11 protein-coding genes and 1 tRNA gene are annotated in these 15,534 nt (G+C 69.4%); 10 read left to right on the forward strand and 2 right to left on the reverse strand.

Translation table 11 applies throughout. From position 1 onward, the window contains the following. Positions 1–8 precede the first annotated feature (8 nt). Together N798_RS08730 and N798_RS08735 are read left to right on the forward strand one after the other, a co-directional pair. The gene (locus N798_RS08730) at positions 9–3,128 is read left to right on the forward strand and encodes a UPF0182 family membrane protein (protein ID WP_035947822.1); all 3,120 of its coding nucleotides are present in this window, start codon (positions 9–11) and stop codon (positions 3,126–3,128) included. 208 nt (positions 3,129–3,336) lie between these two features. Further along, positions 3,337–3,413 (forward strand) — tRNA-Met (locus tag N798_RS08735). A gap of 85 nt (positions 3,414–3,498) precedes the next feature. On the opposite strand, the gene N798_RS18095 is transcribed toward N798_RS08735, so the two are convergent. Further along, positions 3,499–4,116: an SRPBCC family protein gene (locus N798_RS18095; RefSeq protein ID WP_156971677.1), complete on the reverse strand. Its 618-nt coding sequence runs from the start codon at positions 4,114–4,116 to the stop codon at positions 3,499–3,501. Between the two features lie 117 nt (positions 4,117–4,233). Here N798_RS18095 and N798_RS08745 point away from each other — a divergent pair, with 117 nt between their 5' ends. The 3 genes from N798_RS08745 (at position 4,234) to N798_RS08755 (ending at position 8,355) form a co-directional block, all read left to right on the forward strand. Further along, positions 4,234–5,634 carry an NAD(P)/FAD-dependent oxidoreductase gene (locus N798_RS08745; RefSeq protein ID WP_052117087.1) on the forward strand — a complete coding sequence of 467 codons (1,401 nt, stop codon included), beginning with the start codon at positions 4,234–4,236 and terminating at the stop codon, positions 5,632–5,634. A 79-nt stretch (positions 5,635–5,713) separates the two neighbouring features. Continuing rightward, a complete protein-coding gene (locus N798_RS08750; RefSeq protein ID WP_035947823.1) occupies positions 5,714–7,000 on the forward strand; it encodes a M16 family metallopeptidase in 1,287 nt (428 codons plus the stop codon). After that, positions 6,997–8,355, forward strand: coding sequence for a M16 family metallopeptidase (locus tag N798_RS08755; protein ID WP_035947824.1), 1,359 nt, complete (start codon positions 6,997–6,999; stop codon positions 8,353–8,355). Before N798_RS08750 ends, N798_RS08755 begins: the two co-directional genes overlap by 4 nt. 87 nt (positions 8,356–8,442) lie before the next feature. Here N798_RS08755 and hisN read toward each other — a convergent pair whose 3' ends face one another. Next, positions 8,443–9,225 (reverse strand): histidinol-phosphatase, encoded by a 783-nt coding sequence (gene hisN, locus N798_RS08760; protein WP_052117093.1) that lies wholly within the window; start codon positions 9,223–9,225, stop codon positions 8,443–8,445. Between the two features lie 195 nt (positions 9,226–9,420). Between hisN and N798_RS08765 the strand changes: the two genes are divergently transcribed. The 5 genes from N798_RS08765 (at position 9,421) to N798_RS08785 (ending at position 15,468) form a co-directional block, all read left to right on the forward strand. Beyond that, the gene (locus tag N798_RS08765; protein WP_035947826.1) at positions 9,421–11,079 is read left to right on the forward strand and encodes a peptide ABC transporter substrate-binding protein; all 1,659 of its coding nucleotides are present in this window, start codon (positions 9,421–9,423) and stop codon (positions 11,077–11,079) included. A gap of 276 nt (positions 11,080–11,355) precedes the next feature. Then, positions 11,356–12,285: an ABC transporter permease gene (locus N798_RS08770; RefSeq protein WP_035947827.1), complete on the forward strand. Its 930-nt coding sequence runs from the start codon at positions 11,356–11,358 to the stop codon at positions 12,283–12,285. Then, positions 12,278–13,201: an ABC transporter permease gene (locus tag N798_RS08775; protein WP_035947828.1), complete on the forward strand. Its 924-nt coding sequence runs from the start codon at positions 12,278–12,280 to the stop codon at positions 13,199–13,201. Before N798_RS08770 ends, N798_RS08775 begins: the two co-directional genes overlap by 8 nt. Then, positions 13,164–14,249 carry an ABC transporter ATP-binding protein gene (locus tag N798_RS08780; RefSeq protein WP_371870443.1) on the forward strand — a complete coding sequence of 362 codons (1,086 nt, stop codon included), beginning with the start codon at positions 13,164–13,166 and terminating at the stop codon, positions 14,247–14,249. Before N798_RS08775 ends, N798_RS08780 begins: the two co-directional genes overlap by 38 nt. Next, positions 14,242–15,468 carry an ABC transporter ATP-binding protein gene (locus N798_RS08785; RefSeq protein WP_035947829.1) on the forward strand — a complete coding sequence of 409 codons (1,227 nt, stop codon included), beginning with the start codon at positions 14,242–14,244 and terminating at the stop codon, positions 15,466–15,468. Before N798_RS08780 ends, N798_RS08785 begins: the two co-directional genes overlap by 8 nt. Positions 15,469–15,534 lie beyond the last annotated feature (66 nt).

A 15,534-nucleotide genomic window follows, 5' to 3' on the forward strand; every position in this document is an offset into this window, starting at 1 on the left:
AACGAGCAGTGAGCCGGCCAGAGTGGTTCGACGGCATCGACCCCGACGATGCAGACAAGCAGGCGGGCGGGTCGGGTCCGCGTGAGCCCGGGGGTCCGGCTCGCGGCGCCGGTCCCGGTGGAGGAGCCGGGGGACGCATCCGCCGGCCCGGCGGTCCCGGCGCCGGTGGTTCCGGGTTGCCGCCAAGGAGAGGGCCGCTCGGCACCACCCTGTTCATCCTCGGCGGTCTCGCGATCCTCGCCCTCATGGCGGCGGGCGTCCTCACCGACGTGTGGTGGTACGACGCGGTCGGCTTCCGCGACGTCTTCGTGACCCAGCTGGGCACGCGCGTCCTGCTCTTCGTCGCGGCGTTCGTCCTCACCGCTGGTGCCGTCGGCTCGAGCCTCGTCGTCGCCTACCGCTCGCGCCCGCGCCGCATCCTGCCCTCCCCGTCGGCCCAGGTCCTCGACCAGTACCGCCAGGTCCTCGACCCACTGCGCAGGCTCGCGACGATCGTCGTCCCGTCGGTGCTCGGGCTCCTCGCCGGTGCCGCCGCGATGGGCGCCTGGCGCACCTTCCTGCTGTGGCGCAACAGCGTGCCGTTCGGCACCAAGGACCCGCAGTTCGGGCTCGACGTGGGCTTCTTCGTCTTCACGCTGCCGTGGCTCCGGTTCCTCGTCAGCTTCTTCACCGTGGTGCTCCTGCTCGCTCTGCTCGCGGCGGCCTTCACCCACTACGTCTACGGCGGGCTCCAGCTGCCCGGCCGGGGTGAGACGACCCGCGCGGCGTTCATCCAGATCGCCACCCTCGCCTCGTTGCTCGCCCTCGTGCGCGCCGCCGCCTACTGGCTCGACCGCTACAGCCTCACGACCCACGAGTCACGGCTCATCACCGGCATCACCTACACCGACGCCAACGCGGTCCTCCCGATCAAGGCGATCCTCGCCGTCGCCACCGTCATGTGTGCCGGTTTCTTCATCGCCTCGATCTGGACCCGCAGCTGGCGCCTGCCCCTCATCGGCGTCGGGCTGCTCACCGTGCTCTCCGTCGTGGCGGGCGGGCTCTACCCCGCGGCGGTGCAGTCGCTCAAGGTCCGCCCGTCGGAGAAGTCCCTCGAGGCCCAGTACATCCAACGCAACATCGACGCGACCCGGGTCGCCTTCGGCATCGACGGCATCGAGAAGACGCCCTACTCCGCGACGACCGACGCCGAGCCGGGGCAGCTGCGCGAGGACGCCGAGACGATCCCCGGCATCCGCCTCGTCGACCCCAACGTCGTCTCGCCGACCTTCCGCCAGTTCGAGGGCCTGCGCCAGTACTACGCCTTCCCCGACATCCTCGACGTCGACCGCTACTCGATCGACGGCAAGAAGAGCGACTCCGTCGTGGCCGTGCGCGAGCTCAACCTCGCCGGCGTTCCCGAGGGTCAGCGCAACTGGCTCAACGACCACACCGTCTACACCCACGGCTTCGGCTTCATCGGCGCCTACGGCAACAGGCGCACGAGCGAGGGCGACCCGCAGTTCTTCTCCAGCGGCTTCTCGACCAAGGGTCCGATGGGCGTCGACTACGAGCCGCGCATCTACTTCGGCGAGGAGTCGCCCCGCTACTCCATCGTCGGCGCGCCGGAGGGCGCCACCCCGCGCGAGTTCGACTACCCGGACGACCGCGGCGCGGGCGGCCAGGCCAACAACACCTACGAGGGCAGCGGCGGCGTCGCGATCGGCTCCTTCTTCCGCAAGGTCGCGTATGCCGTGAAGTACCGCGAGCCCAAGTTCCTCCTGTCCGACGCGGTCAACGAGGAGTCGCGCCTGCTCGACCACCGCGGTCCCCGTGAGCGCGTCGAGCGCGTCGCGCCGTGGCTCACCGTCGACGGCAACGCCTACCCCGCGGTCGTCGACGGCCGGGTCAAGTGGATCGTCGACGGCTACACGACGACCGCGCGCTACCCCAACAGCCGGCTCACGGACCTCTCAGAGGCGACGTCCGACTCGGTGAGCGAGCGCTCCTCGAGCGTCGTCGTCGCCGGCTCGGAGCAGGTCAACTACATCCGCAACTCGGTCAAGGCCACCGTCGACGCCTACGACGGCCAGGTCAAGCTCTACGGCTGGGACACGAAGGACCCGATCCTCAAGGCCTGGAGCAAGGCGTTCCCCGACGCGGTGTCCCCGATGTCGGAGATGTCGGCCCAGCTCATGAGCCACGTGCGCTACCCGCAGGACCTCTTCAAGGTCCAGCGTCAGCTGCTGGCGAGCTACCACGTCGCCGACGCCAACTCGTTCTACGGCGGTGGCGACTTCTGGCAGGTCCCGAAGGACCCGACGCACGCGACCCAGGACCAGCCGGTCTACTACCAGTCGCTCGCGATGCCGGACCAGACCGCGCCCGCGTTCTCGCTGACGACGACGTTCATCCCCAGGGGTAGCGGTCGCGAGATCCTGCGCGGCTTCCTCGCCGTCGACTCCGACGCAGGATCGACTGCGGGCAAGCCGGCCGAGGGCTACGGGTCGATGCGGCTCCTCGAGCTGCCACGCAACTCCGCGGTCGACGGCCCGGGCCAGGTCCAGAACCAGATCGAGGTGTCGACCGCCCGGTCGCAGAGCCCGAGCGAACCGCTCAACCTCAGCCAGTTCATCGCCCAGAACAGGCAGTCGGGCAAGCAGCTGACCTACGGCAACCTGCTCACCCTGCCCGTCGGCGAGGGCCTGCTCTACGTCCAGCCGATGTATGTCCAGGCGTCGCGCGAGGGCGGGTCGTTCCCGCAGAACAAGGCGACTGTCGCGGTCTTCGGCAAGCGCATCGCCTGGGGCGAGACGCTCGACCAGGCCCTCGACGGGCTCTTCGGAGGCAACTCCGGGGCGAGCGCCGGCGACAGCGGCTCGGACTCGGGTGGCACTCCGCCGTCCACCGGCGGTCAGCCGCCGACCCAGACGCCGAGCACCCAGCTCGCCGCGATCATCCGTGAGATCGAGGCGGCCAACGCCGCCGGACAGGCAGCGCTCAAGAAGGGTGACTTCGCGGCATACGGGGTGGCCCAGAAGGACCTCCAGGACGCCATCGCCCGTGCGGCCGCGATCAGCCCGCAGCTGGCGACCCCGGCCCCCAGCGGCTCGGCCAGCCCGACGCCGACCCCGACCCCGTCGCCCTGACGGGGACGGCACCCCGGAACCAGCGACGTCGGAACCGCCGCGCTCACTCCCGGTGGGCACGGCGGTTCGTCGTGGTCGGGCAGCGGAGGGCGACGACGGCACGGACCGTCTCGGACGGGCGCGAGAAGGGTGTGGCCACCCCGATTTGGTCCCGCGGTCGTGGTCACGTAACCTAGGGGTACCGAGCGACCGCAAGGTCCTCACTCGACGCGGGGTGGAGCAGCTCGGTAGCTCGCCGGGCTCATAACCCGGAGGTCGCAGGTTCAAATCCTGCCCCCGCTACCACGCAGAAACGCAGGAACCCCGGACCTCGAAGGTCCGGGGTTCCTGCGTTTCCGGAGCTGGCGGAGCCGGGTCAGCGCTCCTTTTGTCAGACTCCGGCGCCGGGGCTCCCGGCGCCCCCCGTGCGCGGCGGCTCGTCGAGGATGATGGCGTCGTCGACCCGCGTCTCGTCGTCGAGCGGGGTGTCGCGTCCGCCCGAACCGGACTTCTTGGCTGCCGCGGCGGCGGCGACCCCGGCAGCGGCTGCGGCCGCGGCGCCCGCGACCTTCGCCGTGCCCGAAATGCCCGCCTTGCCGCTGTCGCCCTGAGACGTGGCGCTCTCGACGCCCGGTGTGCCGGCGGTGGTGCCCTCGACCTCGCCGCGCCAGGCTCCCGTCTCGGTCATGCGATTCTCGATGAAGGTCTTGAAGGACTCGACGTCCTTCTCCGCCTGGCGCTCGATGACGTTGGCAGCGTCACCGGCCTTTTCCACGAGGCCCTCCGGCGCGTACTCGAGCTCCAGCGTGACCTGGGTCTGCCCCGCACCGACGGGGGAGAAGTAGACCGCCCCCGCGTTGGTTGCACCCTGGGTGGCCGCCCAGGCGATCTTCTGGTCCTGACGCTGTTCCAGGATGGTGGCGTCCCACTCGCGCCTGACGCCCGCGATCTCGGTGACCCGGTGCCCCGGAACAACCCGCCCCGGCAGGCGGTTAGGATGAAGTGAGATGGGACGAGCCGAAGGGCTCGACCAGCGGTCGACAACGGCGGGTCGTCATGGACGGCCCGCCGGTTTTGTCAGTGGTGGGCCGGGTAGGTCACCCGACCACTTTCGAGGAGGCACAGTATGGCCACGCACAGGGTCGTCGTCATCGGTTCCGGCTTCGGCGGGCTCTTCGGCACGCAGGCTCTGCGTCGCCGCAAGGACGTCGAGGTGACGCTCGTCGCCAAGACGACCCACCACCTCTTCCAGCCGCTGCTCTACCAAGTGGCGACCGGCATCCTCTCGGAGGGGGCGATCTCGCCGAGCACGCGTGAGATCCTCGCCCGGCAGAAGAACGCCCGGGTCATCCTCGGCACGGTCGTCGCGATCGACCTCGACGCCAAGACCGTGACGAGCGAGGTTCTCGGCCGCGAGACGGTGACGCCCTTCGACACGCTGCTCGTCGCCGCCGGCGCGGGCCAGTCCTACTTCGGCAACGACCACTTCGCCGAGTACGCGCCGGGCATGAAGAGCATCGACGACGCCCTCGAGCTGCGCGGCCGCATCTTCGGCTCCTTCGAGTGGGCCGAGCTCGCCACCGCGCCGGCCGAGCGCGACCGCTACCTCACCTTCGTCGTCGTCGGAGCCGGTCCCACGGGCGTCGAGATGGCCGGCCAGATCGCCGAGCTCGCGCACCGCACCCTCAGACGCGACTTCCGCGCGATCGACACCCGGCAGGCCCGCATCATCCTCCTCGACGCCGCGCCCAAGGTGCTGCCGTCCTTCGGTGACCGGCTCGGGGGCGACGCACGTGAACGGCTCACCAAGATGGGGGTCGAGGTCGTGCTCGGCACCAAGGTCGTGGGCGTCGACTCCACCGGCATCGACATCGAGACACCCGAGGGCACCCGCGACCGCATCGAGTCGGCGACCAAGGTCTGGGCGGCCGGCGTCCAGGCCTCCGAGCTCGGCACCATGCTTGCCGAGCAGTCCGACGCAGAGCTCGACCGCGCCGGGCGCGTCAGGGTCAACCCCGACCTCACCCTGCCCGGCCGCCCCGACGTCTACGTCGTCGGCGACATGGCCGCGCTCGACAACCTGCCCGGCGTCGCCCAGGTCGCCATCCAGGGTGCGCGCTACGCCGCGAAGCACCTCAAGGCCCGCCTCGACGGCAAGCCCGCGCCGGAGAAGTTCTCCTACTTCGACAAGGGCTCGATGGCGACGATCTCGCGGTTCAGCGCGGTCGCAAGTGTCGGCAAGCTCCGCTTCTCCGGCTTCCTCGCCTGGTTGCTGTGGCTCGCGATCCACATCGTCTACCTCATCGGGTTCAAGCAGCGCATCACGACGCTGCTGCACTGGATGGTGAGCTTCATCGGCCGCGGCCGCTCCGAGCGCACCGTCACCGCGCAGCAGATCCTCGCGCGCAACATCATCCGCAGCATCCCGCCCGAGGACCTGCCCAAGCTCCCCGTCGTCGAGTCCGACCACGAGCCGGCACCCGCGCCGCGGACCGACGACGCGGCCGAGGTCGAGCGCGTCGGCTGAGCGGACGGCATACGCGGTCGTCAACGCTGGACCACCGCGGCACGGGAGCATCGACGGCGGCGCCACGTAGGGTGACGCCATGCCGCTCGACTACCCGGTCCACGAGCGCACCCTGCCCAACGGGCTGCGTGTCGTCGTCTCGCCGGACCCCAGCGTCCCCAACGTCACGGTCAACATCTGGGTGGGCGTCGGCTCACGCCACGAGTCGCCGGGGCGCACGGGCTTCGCGCACCTCTTCGAGCACCTCATGTTCCAGGGCTCGCGCAACGTCGCGAGCGGGGAGCACTTCGAGGCGCTCATGAGCCAGGGCGGCCGGCTCAACGCGACGACGTGGTTCGACCGCACCAACTACTTCGAGACCGTGCCCAAGGGCGCCCTCGAGCTCGCGCTCTGGCTCGAGGCCGACCGCCACGGCCACCTGCTCGACGCCGTCACGCAGGCCAACCTCGACAACCAGCGCGACGTCGTCAAGGAGGAGAAGCGCCAGCGCTACGACAACCAGCCCTACGGCAACGCGCTCATCGACGTCTATGCCGCGACCTTCCCCGAGGGGCACCCGTACCACCACCCGACGATCGGGTCGATGGAGGACCTCGACGCCGCCAGCCTCGACGACGTCCACGAGTTCTTCCGTCGTCACTACGCACCCGACAACACCGTGCTCACCCTCTGCGGCGACGTCACCCCAGAGGACGGGTTCGCCCTCGTCGAGCGCTACTTCGGCTCGATCGAGCCGCGGGAGGAGCAGCGTCGCGGGCCGGTCGAGCCGCTCGTGCCGCTGACCGAACCGGTGCGCGTCGAGCGACGCGAGGAGGTCCCCAACGACCGGCTCCACGTCGCCTTCCGGCTCCCCGTCGACGAGACGCCGGAGTTCGACGCGGTGAGCCTCGCGCTCGACGCCCTCGGTGGGCTCGCGTCCTCGCGCCTCGTCCGCCGGCTCGTCCGCAAGGAGCAGAAGGCGCTCGGCGTGCACGCGACGTCGTGGGGCTTCGTCGACGGCGTCTCGCTCGGGTTCTTCGTCCTCGACGTGGCCGACGAGTCCGACACCGAGGCGGTCGAGGCGGTGCTCGTCGAGGAGCTCGAGCGGTTCGCCGTCGAGGGCCCGACCGAGGCCGAGATGGACGCCGCGCTCGCCCAGGCGGAGCGCGCCTGGCTGTCGATGCTCGCGAGCCAGGAGGAGCGGGCCGACGCCCTCTCGCACTACGCCTCGCTCCACGGCGACCCCGGTCTCGTCAACACCCACCTCGACCGGCTGCGCGCGGTGACACCCGAGCAGGTGCGCCAGGCCGCGTCGGTCTGGCTGCGTCCGGAGAGCCGGGCCGTGGTCGCCTACCGCGGCGACGTCGAGACCGAGGAGGTCGCATGAGCACCACAGCCGTCTCTCGCCCCGAGGTCGCGCCGCCCGAGCCGTGGGCCTTTCCTCTCCCCGACGAGTCGGTGACCCAGAACGGCATACGCCTTCTCTCGTATGCCGTCCCCGGCCAGTACGTCGTCTCTTTGCGTCTCGTCGTGCCCCTCTCGCTGACCGACGAGCCGGCCGACCGCGAGGGCGTGGCCGCGATGACTGCCCGGTTGCTCGACGAGGGCACCACCCGGCACTCGAGTGAGGAGTTCGCCGAGCTCATGGAGCGCACCGGCATGGCGCTCGGTGCGTCGGTGACCGACGGTGGCCTCAGTGTCGACGTCGACGTGCCGCAGCGGCTGCTGCCCGAGGCGCTCGACCTCCTGCGTCAGGCGCTGTCCGAACCGGCCTTCCCCGAGGCCGAGGTCCGCCGCATCCTGCGGAGCAGGCTCGCCGAGATCGAGCAGGAGCGCGCCTCCGCGCCGCACCGCGCCGCCCGTGAGCTCGGTGCCACGTTGTGGGCGCCGACCGAGCGCGCGTCGCGCCCGGCTGCCGGCCGTCCGGAGACGATCTCGGCGATGGGCCGCGACGACGTCGTTGACTTCCACCGCCGCCACGTCGGCCCGCGCGGAGCCACGCTCGTCGTCGCGGGTGACCTCGACGGCGTCGACGTCCCGGTCCTCGTCGAGGCCACGCTGGGGCAGTGGACCAACCCCGACCACGAGGTCGCGACGTCGCCGCGGGCACCTCGCCCCGCCGGAGGGGGCCGCCGCGTCGTCCTCGTCGACCGCCCCGGCTCCGTGCAGAGCGAGCTCACCGTCGCGGTCCCCGGACCGGACCGGTCGGTGGCGACCGGGTGGGCGCCCTACCCAGTGCTCAGCTTCGTCGTCGGTGGGTCGCCGAGCGCTCGCGTCGATGCGGTGCTGCGCGAGGACAAGGGCTACACCTACGGCATCCGCTCGGCGTTCCGCCCGAGGGCGCGCGGCGGCTCGTTCGTCACCTCGGGGTCGGTGCGGGCAGACTCGACCATCGACGCCCTGAGGCTGCTCGTCGAGATCCTCGACCGGGCGCGTGAAGGGTTCTCCGAGAGCGAGATCCGCGGCGGGGTCGACTACGTCGTCCAGACCGCGCCGGGTCGCTACGCGACCGCCGACGCGGTCGCGGACGAGGCCTCTGCACTCGCCCTCGAGGGGCTCCCGCTCGACTTCCAGACGACGACCCTCGCCGCGATGCGCGAGCTCGACGCGGAGCGGCTGAGGACGGCATACGCCGAGGTGGCGACGGGGGAGTGGGTCGTGGTCGTCGTCGGTGACGCGGCGACCCTGCGCGAGGGCATCGAGGGGCTGGGCCTGGGGCCGGTGACGGTCGTCCCCAACTGAGCCGCGACAGGTGCGACCCACCGCTCCTTCGACCGCCGGGTCGCGCCTCGGTGCGGGAGGGGTGTGGTGGCCTGGGCGGCTTCCCGCTCAGAGACCGATGCGGCCGAGCACCTCGTCGTGCAGCAGGCCGTTCGTGGCCACCGCGTTGCCGCCGAAGGGGCCGTTCTCGCCCTTGAGCGAGGTGAAGCGGCCGCCCGCCTCGGTGACGATGGGGACGAGCGCGACCATGTCGTGGAGCCCGAGCTCGGGCTCGGCGGCGATGTCGACGGCGCCCTCGGCGAGGAGCATGTAGGACCAGAAGTCGCCGAAGGCGCGCTCGCGCCAGCAGTCGCGGGCGAGGTCGAGGACCGCCTCCTGGCGACCGACGGCCTCCCAGGAGGTGGCGGAGCTGTAGGACAGCGATGCGTCCTCGAGGCGAGACACCTTCGACACCGAGATGCGCGACGCCGAGGTGAGGCTGCGCCCGGCCCAGGCGCCGCTTCCGACGGCCGCCCACCACCGCCGGTTGAGGGCGGGGGCGGCGACGAGGCCGAGGACCGGACGGCCGTTGTCGATGAGGCCGATGAGGGTCGCCCAGACCGGCACGCCGCGGACGAAGTTGTGGGTGCCGTCGATGGGGTCGATGACCCACTGGCGCGGACCGTGGCCCGTCGGCTCCATCTCCTCACCGATGACGGCGTCGCGCGGACGGGTCCGCTTGAGCTGGGAGCGGACGAGCTCCTCCGCGCTGCGGTCGGCGTCGCTCACGAGGGTGAGGTCGGGCTTGGACTCGACATGGAGGTCCTCGGAACGGAAGCGGGAGACCGTCACCCGCTCGACGGCGTCCGCGAGGACATGGGCGAGTCGCAGGTCGTCGTCGTAGGTCGGCACGTCCGTCACCGTAGCCCCTCGGGAGGGTCACAATCGGGTCTCGGGTCGGTCACGCCCCTCCCGCATGTCGCCGATCTGGTCTTACATAAGGACCGCGTGCCTTCCAGGGCATGCGGGGGCCACCCGACCGGGTCCGGCTCTCACTTGATGTCCGTTCACTTTCCCTGGGACGGATCGACACGTAGGAGGACATCCATGCGAGGAACCACTCGCACGGTGGCCGTTGCCGGTATCTCGGCAGCAGCGCTGCTGCTCGCCGGTTGTGGTGGCGGCGGCGACGAGGGCGGCGACACGACCGACACCGCGGCCAAGACCGGTGGCGCCATCACGGTCCGCGGTTGCAACCCCGAGAACCCCCTGATCGCGGGCAACACGTCCGAGACGTGTGGTGGCAACGTTCTCGACGTCGTGACGGCCAAGCTCGTCAAGTACAACGTCGACACCGCCGCCCCCGAGAACGACATCGCTGAGTCGATCGAGACCTCGGACAACCAGAACTTCACGGTCAAGCTCAAGAAGGACTACAAGTTCCACGACGGCACCGTCGTCAAGGCCAAGAACTTCGTCGACGCCTGGAACTACACCGCTTACGGTCCCAACGCCCAGCTCGGCTCCTACTTCTTCGAGCCCATCGAGGGCTACGGCGACCTCCAGTCGGAGGACCCGGACGGCGAGGAGGGCCCCCAGAAGGCTCCCGCGCCCAAGGCCAAGGAGATGACCGGCCTCAAGGTCGTCGACGACACCACCTTCACCATCAAGACCACCGAGAAGGTCTCGAACCTCCCGGTGCGCCTCGGTTACACCGCCTTCGCGCCGCAGCCCGACGCCTTCTTCGCCGACCCCAAGACGTTCGGTGACAAGCCGATCGCGGCCGGCCCGTACAAGGTCGACAGCTGGACCAAGAACGCCGAGATCAAGCTCTCCAAGTTCGCCGACTACAGCGGCGAGAAGAAGGGCAACCTCGACAACATCACGTTCAAGATCTACCAGGACAGCAACGCGGCCTACGCCGACGTCCAGGCCAACCAGCTCGACGTGACCGACGAGGTCCCGGCCAGCGCCCAGATCGACGACAAGTACAAGACCGACCTTCCGGACCGCAACCTCCAGAAGCCGGTCGGCGTCATCCAGACGATCACCACGGCCCCGGCCAAGGTGGACCCGAACTACGGTCCGGAGATCCGCAAGGCCATCTCGATGGCGATCAACCGCGAGGCCATCATCAAGGCCATCTTCAACGGCTCGCGTGAGCCCGCCACCGGCTGGGTCTCCCCGGTCGTCGACGGCTACAAGGCCGACGTCTGTGGCGAGTTCTGCAAGTACGACCCGGCCAAGGCCAAGGAGCAGCTCGCGAAGGCCGGCGGCTTCAAGGGCGGCAAGATCACCCTTTCCTACAACGCTGACGCGTCGCACAAGGAGTGGACCGAGGCCACCTGCAACAGCATCAAGCAGGCTCTCGGTGTCGACTGTGTCGCCACCCCCGTGGTCGACTTCTCCACCTTCCGGACCCAGATCCACGACCGGAAGATGAAGGGCATGTTCCGCACCGGTTGGCAGATGGACTACCCGTCGATCGAGAACTTCCTCGCGCCGCTCTACGGCACGGGCGCCTCGTCCAACGACGGTGACTACTCCAACCCGGAGTTCGACGCCAAGCTCAAGGAGGCCGCTGCGGCCACCGACCCGGCCGAGTCGAACAAGCTCTACCAGGAGGCGGAGGCCATCATCGCCAAGGACATGGCCACCATCCCGCTGTGGTACTCGACGGCCACCTTCGGCTGGTCCGACAAGGTCACCAACGTCAAGTCCACGCCGTTCGGTGTCCCGGACTACGCCAGCATCTCGCTGAAGTGACCCCCCACGTCGGGTGAGCATCTGACCCGGCAAGAGCAGGCTGTCGGCCTGCCGGCACTCGCCGGCAGGCCGACAGCATGCCGGGGGTACATTTCCCCCTCGGGGCACCCTGGCCCCACCGGGGCTGCGGCCCATACTGAGCGCTTCCCGCGTCAGGTATGTTGCAGTTCTGGCCGGCTTCACAAAGCCAACCCCAACTTCTCGAGATGAGCGCACGCCGTCTCGTCGTGCCCCTCCGCCACCGCGGACTGGGCCGCAGATGACCCAGGAGGTGACATGGGCAAGTACATCGTCAGGCGGCTGTTGCAGATGATCCCAGTGGTGCTGGGAGCAACCTTCATCATCTTCGCCATGGTCTTCGCCCTGCCCGGAGACCCGACCGCAGGCAAGTGTGGTGAGCGTCCCTGCTCGCCGGAGTACGTCGCGAAGTTCCGCGAGGAGCACAACCTCAACGACCCGCTGCCCGTCCAGTACGGCAAGTACCTCGGCAAGTTCGTCCAGGGCGACCTGGGCACGAACTTCTACGGCATCCCCGTCAAGGAGGACCTCGCCCAGCGCTACACCATCACCGGTCGTCTCGCGCTCATGGCGATCGCCTTCGAGGCGGTCATCGGCATCCTCGCCGGTGTGCTGGCCGGTGTGCGCAAGGGGAGGTTCATCGACAACCTCGTCACCGTGAGCACGCTCTTCGTCATCTCGATCCCGGTGTTCGTCATCGGCGTGCTGCTCCAGTACCTCTTCGGCATCAAGTGGGGGATCTTCCCCGCCACCGTGCCGAGCCTGGACGCGCCGACGAGCTCGCTCATCCTGCCGGCGTTCGTCCTCGGCTCCCTCTCCATCGCCTACGTCGCGCGCCTCACGAGGACCAACCTCGTCGAGAACCTGCGCGCCGACTACGTGCGCACCGCCGCCGCGAAGGGCCTCAAGAAGTCCCGGGCCGTCGGCGTGCACACGCTGCGCAACTCGCTCATCCCCGTCGTCACCTTCATCGGTGCCGACTTCGGCGGACTCCTCGGTGGGGCCATCGTGACCGAGCGCATCTTCAACATCCAGGGAGTGGGTGGCTACATCTGGAAGGGCATCAACTCCCGTGACGGTGTCGCCGTCGTCTCCGCGGTGACCGTGCTCGTCATCGTGTACCTGCTCGTCAACCTGCTCGTCGACCTTCTCTACGGCGTGCTCGACCCGAGGATCAGCCATGACTGACTCGCTTGCCGTCAGCGTCCAGCCCACGGCCGGCGACGACGTGGGCGAGGCCCGCTCGCTCGCCCAGGACGCGTGGCGCTCCCTGCGCAAGAACAAGCTGTTCTGGATCTCGGTCGCCCTCATCACGGTCTTCGTGCTCATGGCCATCTGGCCCTCGCTCTTCACCAGGACCGACCCGACCTTCGGCGACATCAACAACGTGCGTGCGACGCCCAGCGGGGACGCCTGGTTCGGGACCGACACCCAGGGCTACGACATCTTCGCCCGCACCATCTACGGTGCGCGCGCGTCGATCATCGTCGGCATCCTCACGTCGCTGACCACGCTGCTCGTCGGCGGAGCGATCGGCATCATCGCCGGCTTCTACGGCGGCTGGATCGACGCGGTCGTCTCGCGGATCACCGACATCTTCTTCGCGATCCCGCTGCTCCTCGGCGGCATCCTCTTCATGTCGAGCTTCCCCAACAACCCGCAGTCGACGCCCTACTTCGTCATCGTCGGCAAGGTCGTCCTCACCCTGACGATCTTCGGGTGGCCCTCGATCGCGCGCCTCATGCGCTCGAGCGTGCTCCAGGTCAAGCCCAACGAGTACGTCCTCGCGGCCCGCGCCCTCGGTGCCAGCCCGTGGCGGATCATCCGGTCGCACATCCTCCCCAACGCCCTGGCCCCGGCGATCGTCGTCTCGACGATCAACCTCGGCGCCTACATCGTGGCGGAGGCGACCCTGTCGTTCCTCGGCATCGGCCTCACCCCGCCGGCGATCTCGTGGGGTGTGGCCATCAGCGACGCCCTCGTGGCCGTGCGCACCTACCCGCACATCCTTCTCTTCCCCAGTCTGTTCCTCAGCCTCGCGGTGCTGGCGTTCATCCTGCTCGGCGATGCCGTGCGCGACGCCTTCGACCCGAAGTCTCGATGAGCAGGAAGGCAGCTCAGTGACCACCACCACCAAGTCAGTGGCGCCCGCCTCGGAGTACAAGCCCGGGGCTGACGGACGCCTCCTCCAGGTCGACGACCTCTACGTCGAGTTCCACACCGCCGAAGGCGTCGCGAAGGCGATCAACGGCGTGTCGTTCGACCTGCGCCAGGGCGAGACCCTGGCCATCCTCGGCGAGTCCGGCTCGGGCAAGTCCGTGACCGCGCAGGCGATCATGGGCATCCTCGACATGCCGCCCGCCGTCATCCCGTCCGGCGCCATCCGCTACTGCGGCCAGGACCTCCTGACGATGCCCGACGAGCAGCGTCGCAAGATCCGTGGGCCCGAGATCTCGATGATCTTCCAGGACGCGCTCAGCTCGCTCAACCCGACCTTCCCGGTCGGGTGGCAGATCGGCGAGATGTTCCGCCAGCACCGTGGGATGAACAAGTCCGACGCCTACGCGCAGGCCGTCCGCCTCATGGAGCGCGTCGCCATTCCGGGTGCCAAGGACCGGGTGAAGAACTACCCGCACCAGTTCTCCGGCGGCATGCGCCAGCGCATCATGATCGCGATGGCGATCGCGCTCGACCCGGCGGTCCTCATCGCCGACGAGCCGACCACCGCCCTCGACGTCACCGTCCAGGCTCAGATCATGGCCCTGCTCGCTGAGCTCCAGGAGGAGCGTCAGATGGGCCTCATCCTCATCACGCACGACCTCGGCGTCGTGGCCGACGTCGCCGACCGCGCCTCCGTCATGTATGCCGGTCGCATCGTCGCGCAGGCGGGGATCGAGGACCTCTACGCCCGTCCCGCACACCCCTACACCCGCGGTCTGCTCGAGTCGATCCCGCGCCTCGACCAGAAGGGCCAGACGCTCGCTGCGATCGGTGGCCTTCCGCCGAACCTCACCCGGATCCCCCCGGGCTGCACCTTCAACCCGCGCTGCCGCATGGCGCAGGACATCTGCCGTACCGAGGAGCCCGCCCTGCGCGTCATCGGCAACCAGGAGTCGCGCTGCCACTTCGCCGAGGAGGTCCTCAATGGCTGACGTCATTCTCAAGGCCGACAACCTCTACAAGCACTACCCGATCAAGGGTGGTGTCCTGCGCACGACGGTGGGTCACGTCAAGGCCGTCGACGGGGTCTCGTTCGAGCTCCAGCGCGGTGAGACGCTCGGCATCGTGGGCGAGTCCGGCTGTGGCAAGTCGACCCTCGGCCGCGTCCTCATGCGCCTCGAGGAGCCCACGTCGGGCACCGTGAACTTCGACGGTGTCGACATGTACTCCCAGGGTGGCTCGGCGATGCGCAAGCTCCGCCGTGACATCCAGATCGTGTTCCAGGACCCCTACACGTCGCTCAACCCCCGCAAGACGGTCGGCGACATCATCGGGGAGCCCTTCGAGATCCACCCCGACGTCGTGCCGAAGGGCGGCCGCAAGAAGGCCGTCCAGGAGCTGCTCGAGATGGTGGGTCTGAACCCGGAGCACATCAACCGCTACCCGCACCAGTTCTCCGGTGGCCAGCGCCAGCGCATCGGCATCGCCCGCGGCATCGCGCTGCGGCCCAAGGTGCTCATCTGCGACGAGCCGGTCTCCGCGCTCGACGTCTCGGTGCAGGCGCAGGTCATCAACCTCATGGAGAAGCTGCAGGACGAGCTCGGCCTCTCCTACATCTTCATCGCGCACGACCTCTCCGTCGTCCGGCACATCTCCGACCGCGTCGGTGTCATGTACCTCGGGCGCATGGTCGAGCTCGGCACCGAGGAGGAGATCTACCAGCGGCCGACGCACCCCTACACGCAGGCGCTGCTCTCCGCCGTCCCGGTCCCGGACCCGACGATGCGCGGCAAGCGTGAGCAGATCGTGCTCACCGGTGACGTGCCCTCGCCGGCGAACCCGCCGTCGGGCTGCCGCTTCCACACGCGCTGCTTCAAGGCGCAGGACCGGTGCAAGGTCGACGACCCCGAGCTGGTCAACCGTCCCGACGGAGCCGGCGAGCACCGCTCGGCCTGCCTCTTCGCCGAACCGCGTGTCATCGTCGAGACCGTCGACGTCTCCGACGTCGAGGTGGACACCCGCTTCGCGACGACCGACGTCGTCGACATCGACGCGTTCGGGGACGACGAGGGTGTCCTGCCGGCCGACGCCACCACCGTGCAGCAGCGCTCGCAGGTCGTGGGCGAGTCGGAGGGGCCGCTCGACCGGCCCACTGACACCACCCGCCTCGTCGACGACGAGCCGGCCGAGCACCGCGACCCCCGGGTCTGACGCCTCGTTCACGACTTATTGCGATTTTGGGACGGTTCAGCGGTCGTTACGACTGCCGGTTCGTCC

Source organism: Knoellia flava TL1, from assembly GCF_000768675.1.
GTDB lineage: Bacteria > Actinomycetota > Actinomycetes > Actinomycetales > Dermatophilaceae > Knoellia > Knoellia flava.

Coding starts and splice junctions, on each gene's coding strand:
- N798_RS08765 (WP_035947826.1), top strand. CDS start 9,421: ATGCGAGGAACCACTCGCACGGTGGCCGTTGCCGGTATCTCGGCAGCA.
- N798_RS08780 (WP_371870443.1), top strand. CDS start 13,164: ATGCCGTGCGCGACGCCTTCGACCCGAAGTCTCGATGAGCAGGAAGGC.
- N798_RS08775 (WP_035947828.1), top strand. CDS start 12,278: ATGACTGACTCGCTTGCCGTCAGCGTCCAGCCCACGGCCGGCGACGAC.
- N798_RS08750 (WP_035947823.1), top strand. CDS start 5,714: ATGCCGCTCGACTACCCGGTCCACGAGCGCACCCTGCCCAACGGGCTG.
- N798_RS08785 (WP_035947829.1), top strand. CDS start 14,242: ATGGCTGACGTCATTCTCAAGGCCGACAACCTCTACAAGCACTACCCG.
- N798_RS08745 (WP_052117087.1), top strand. CDS start 4,234: ATGGCCACGCACAGGGTCGTCGTCATCGGTTCCGGCTTCGGCGGGCTC.
- N798_RS08755 (WP_035947824.1), top strand. CDS start 6,997: ATGAGCACCACAGCCGTCTCTCGCCCCGAGGTCGCGCCGCCCGAGCCG.
- N798_RS08770 (WP_035947827.1), top strand. CDS start 11,356: ATGGGCAAGTACATCGTCAGGCGGCTGTTGCAGATGATCCCAGTGGTG.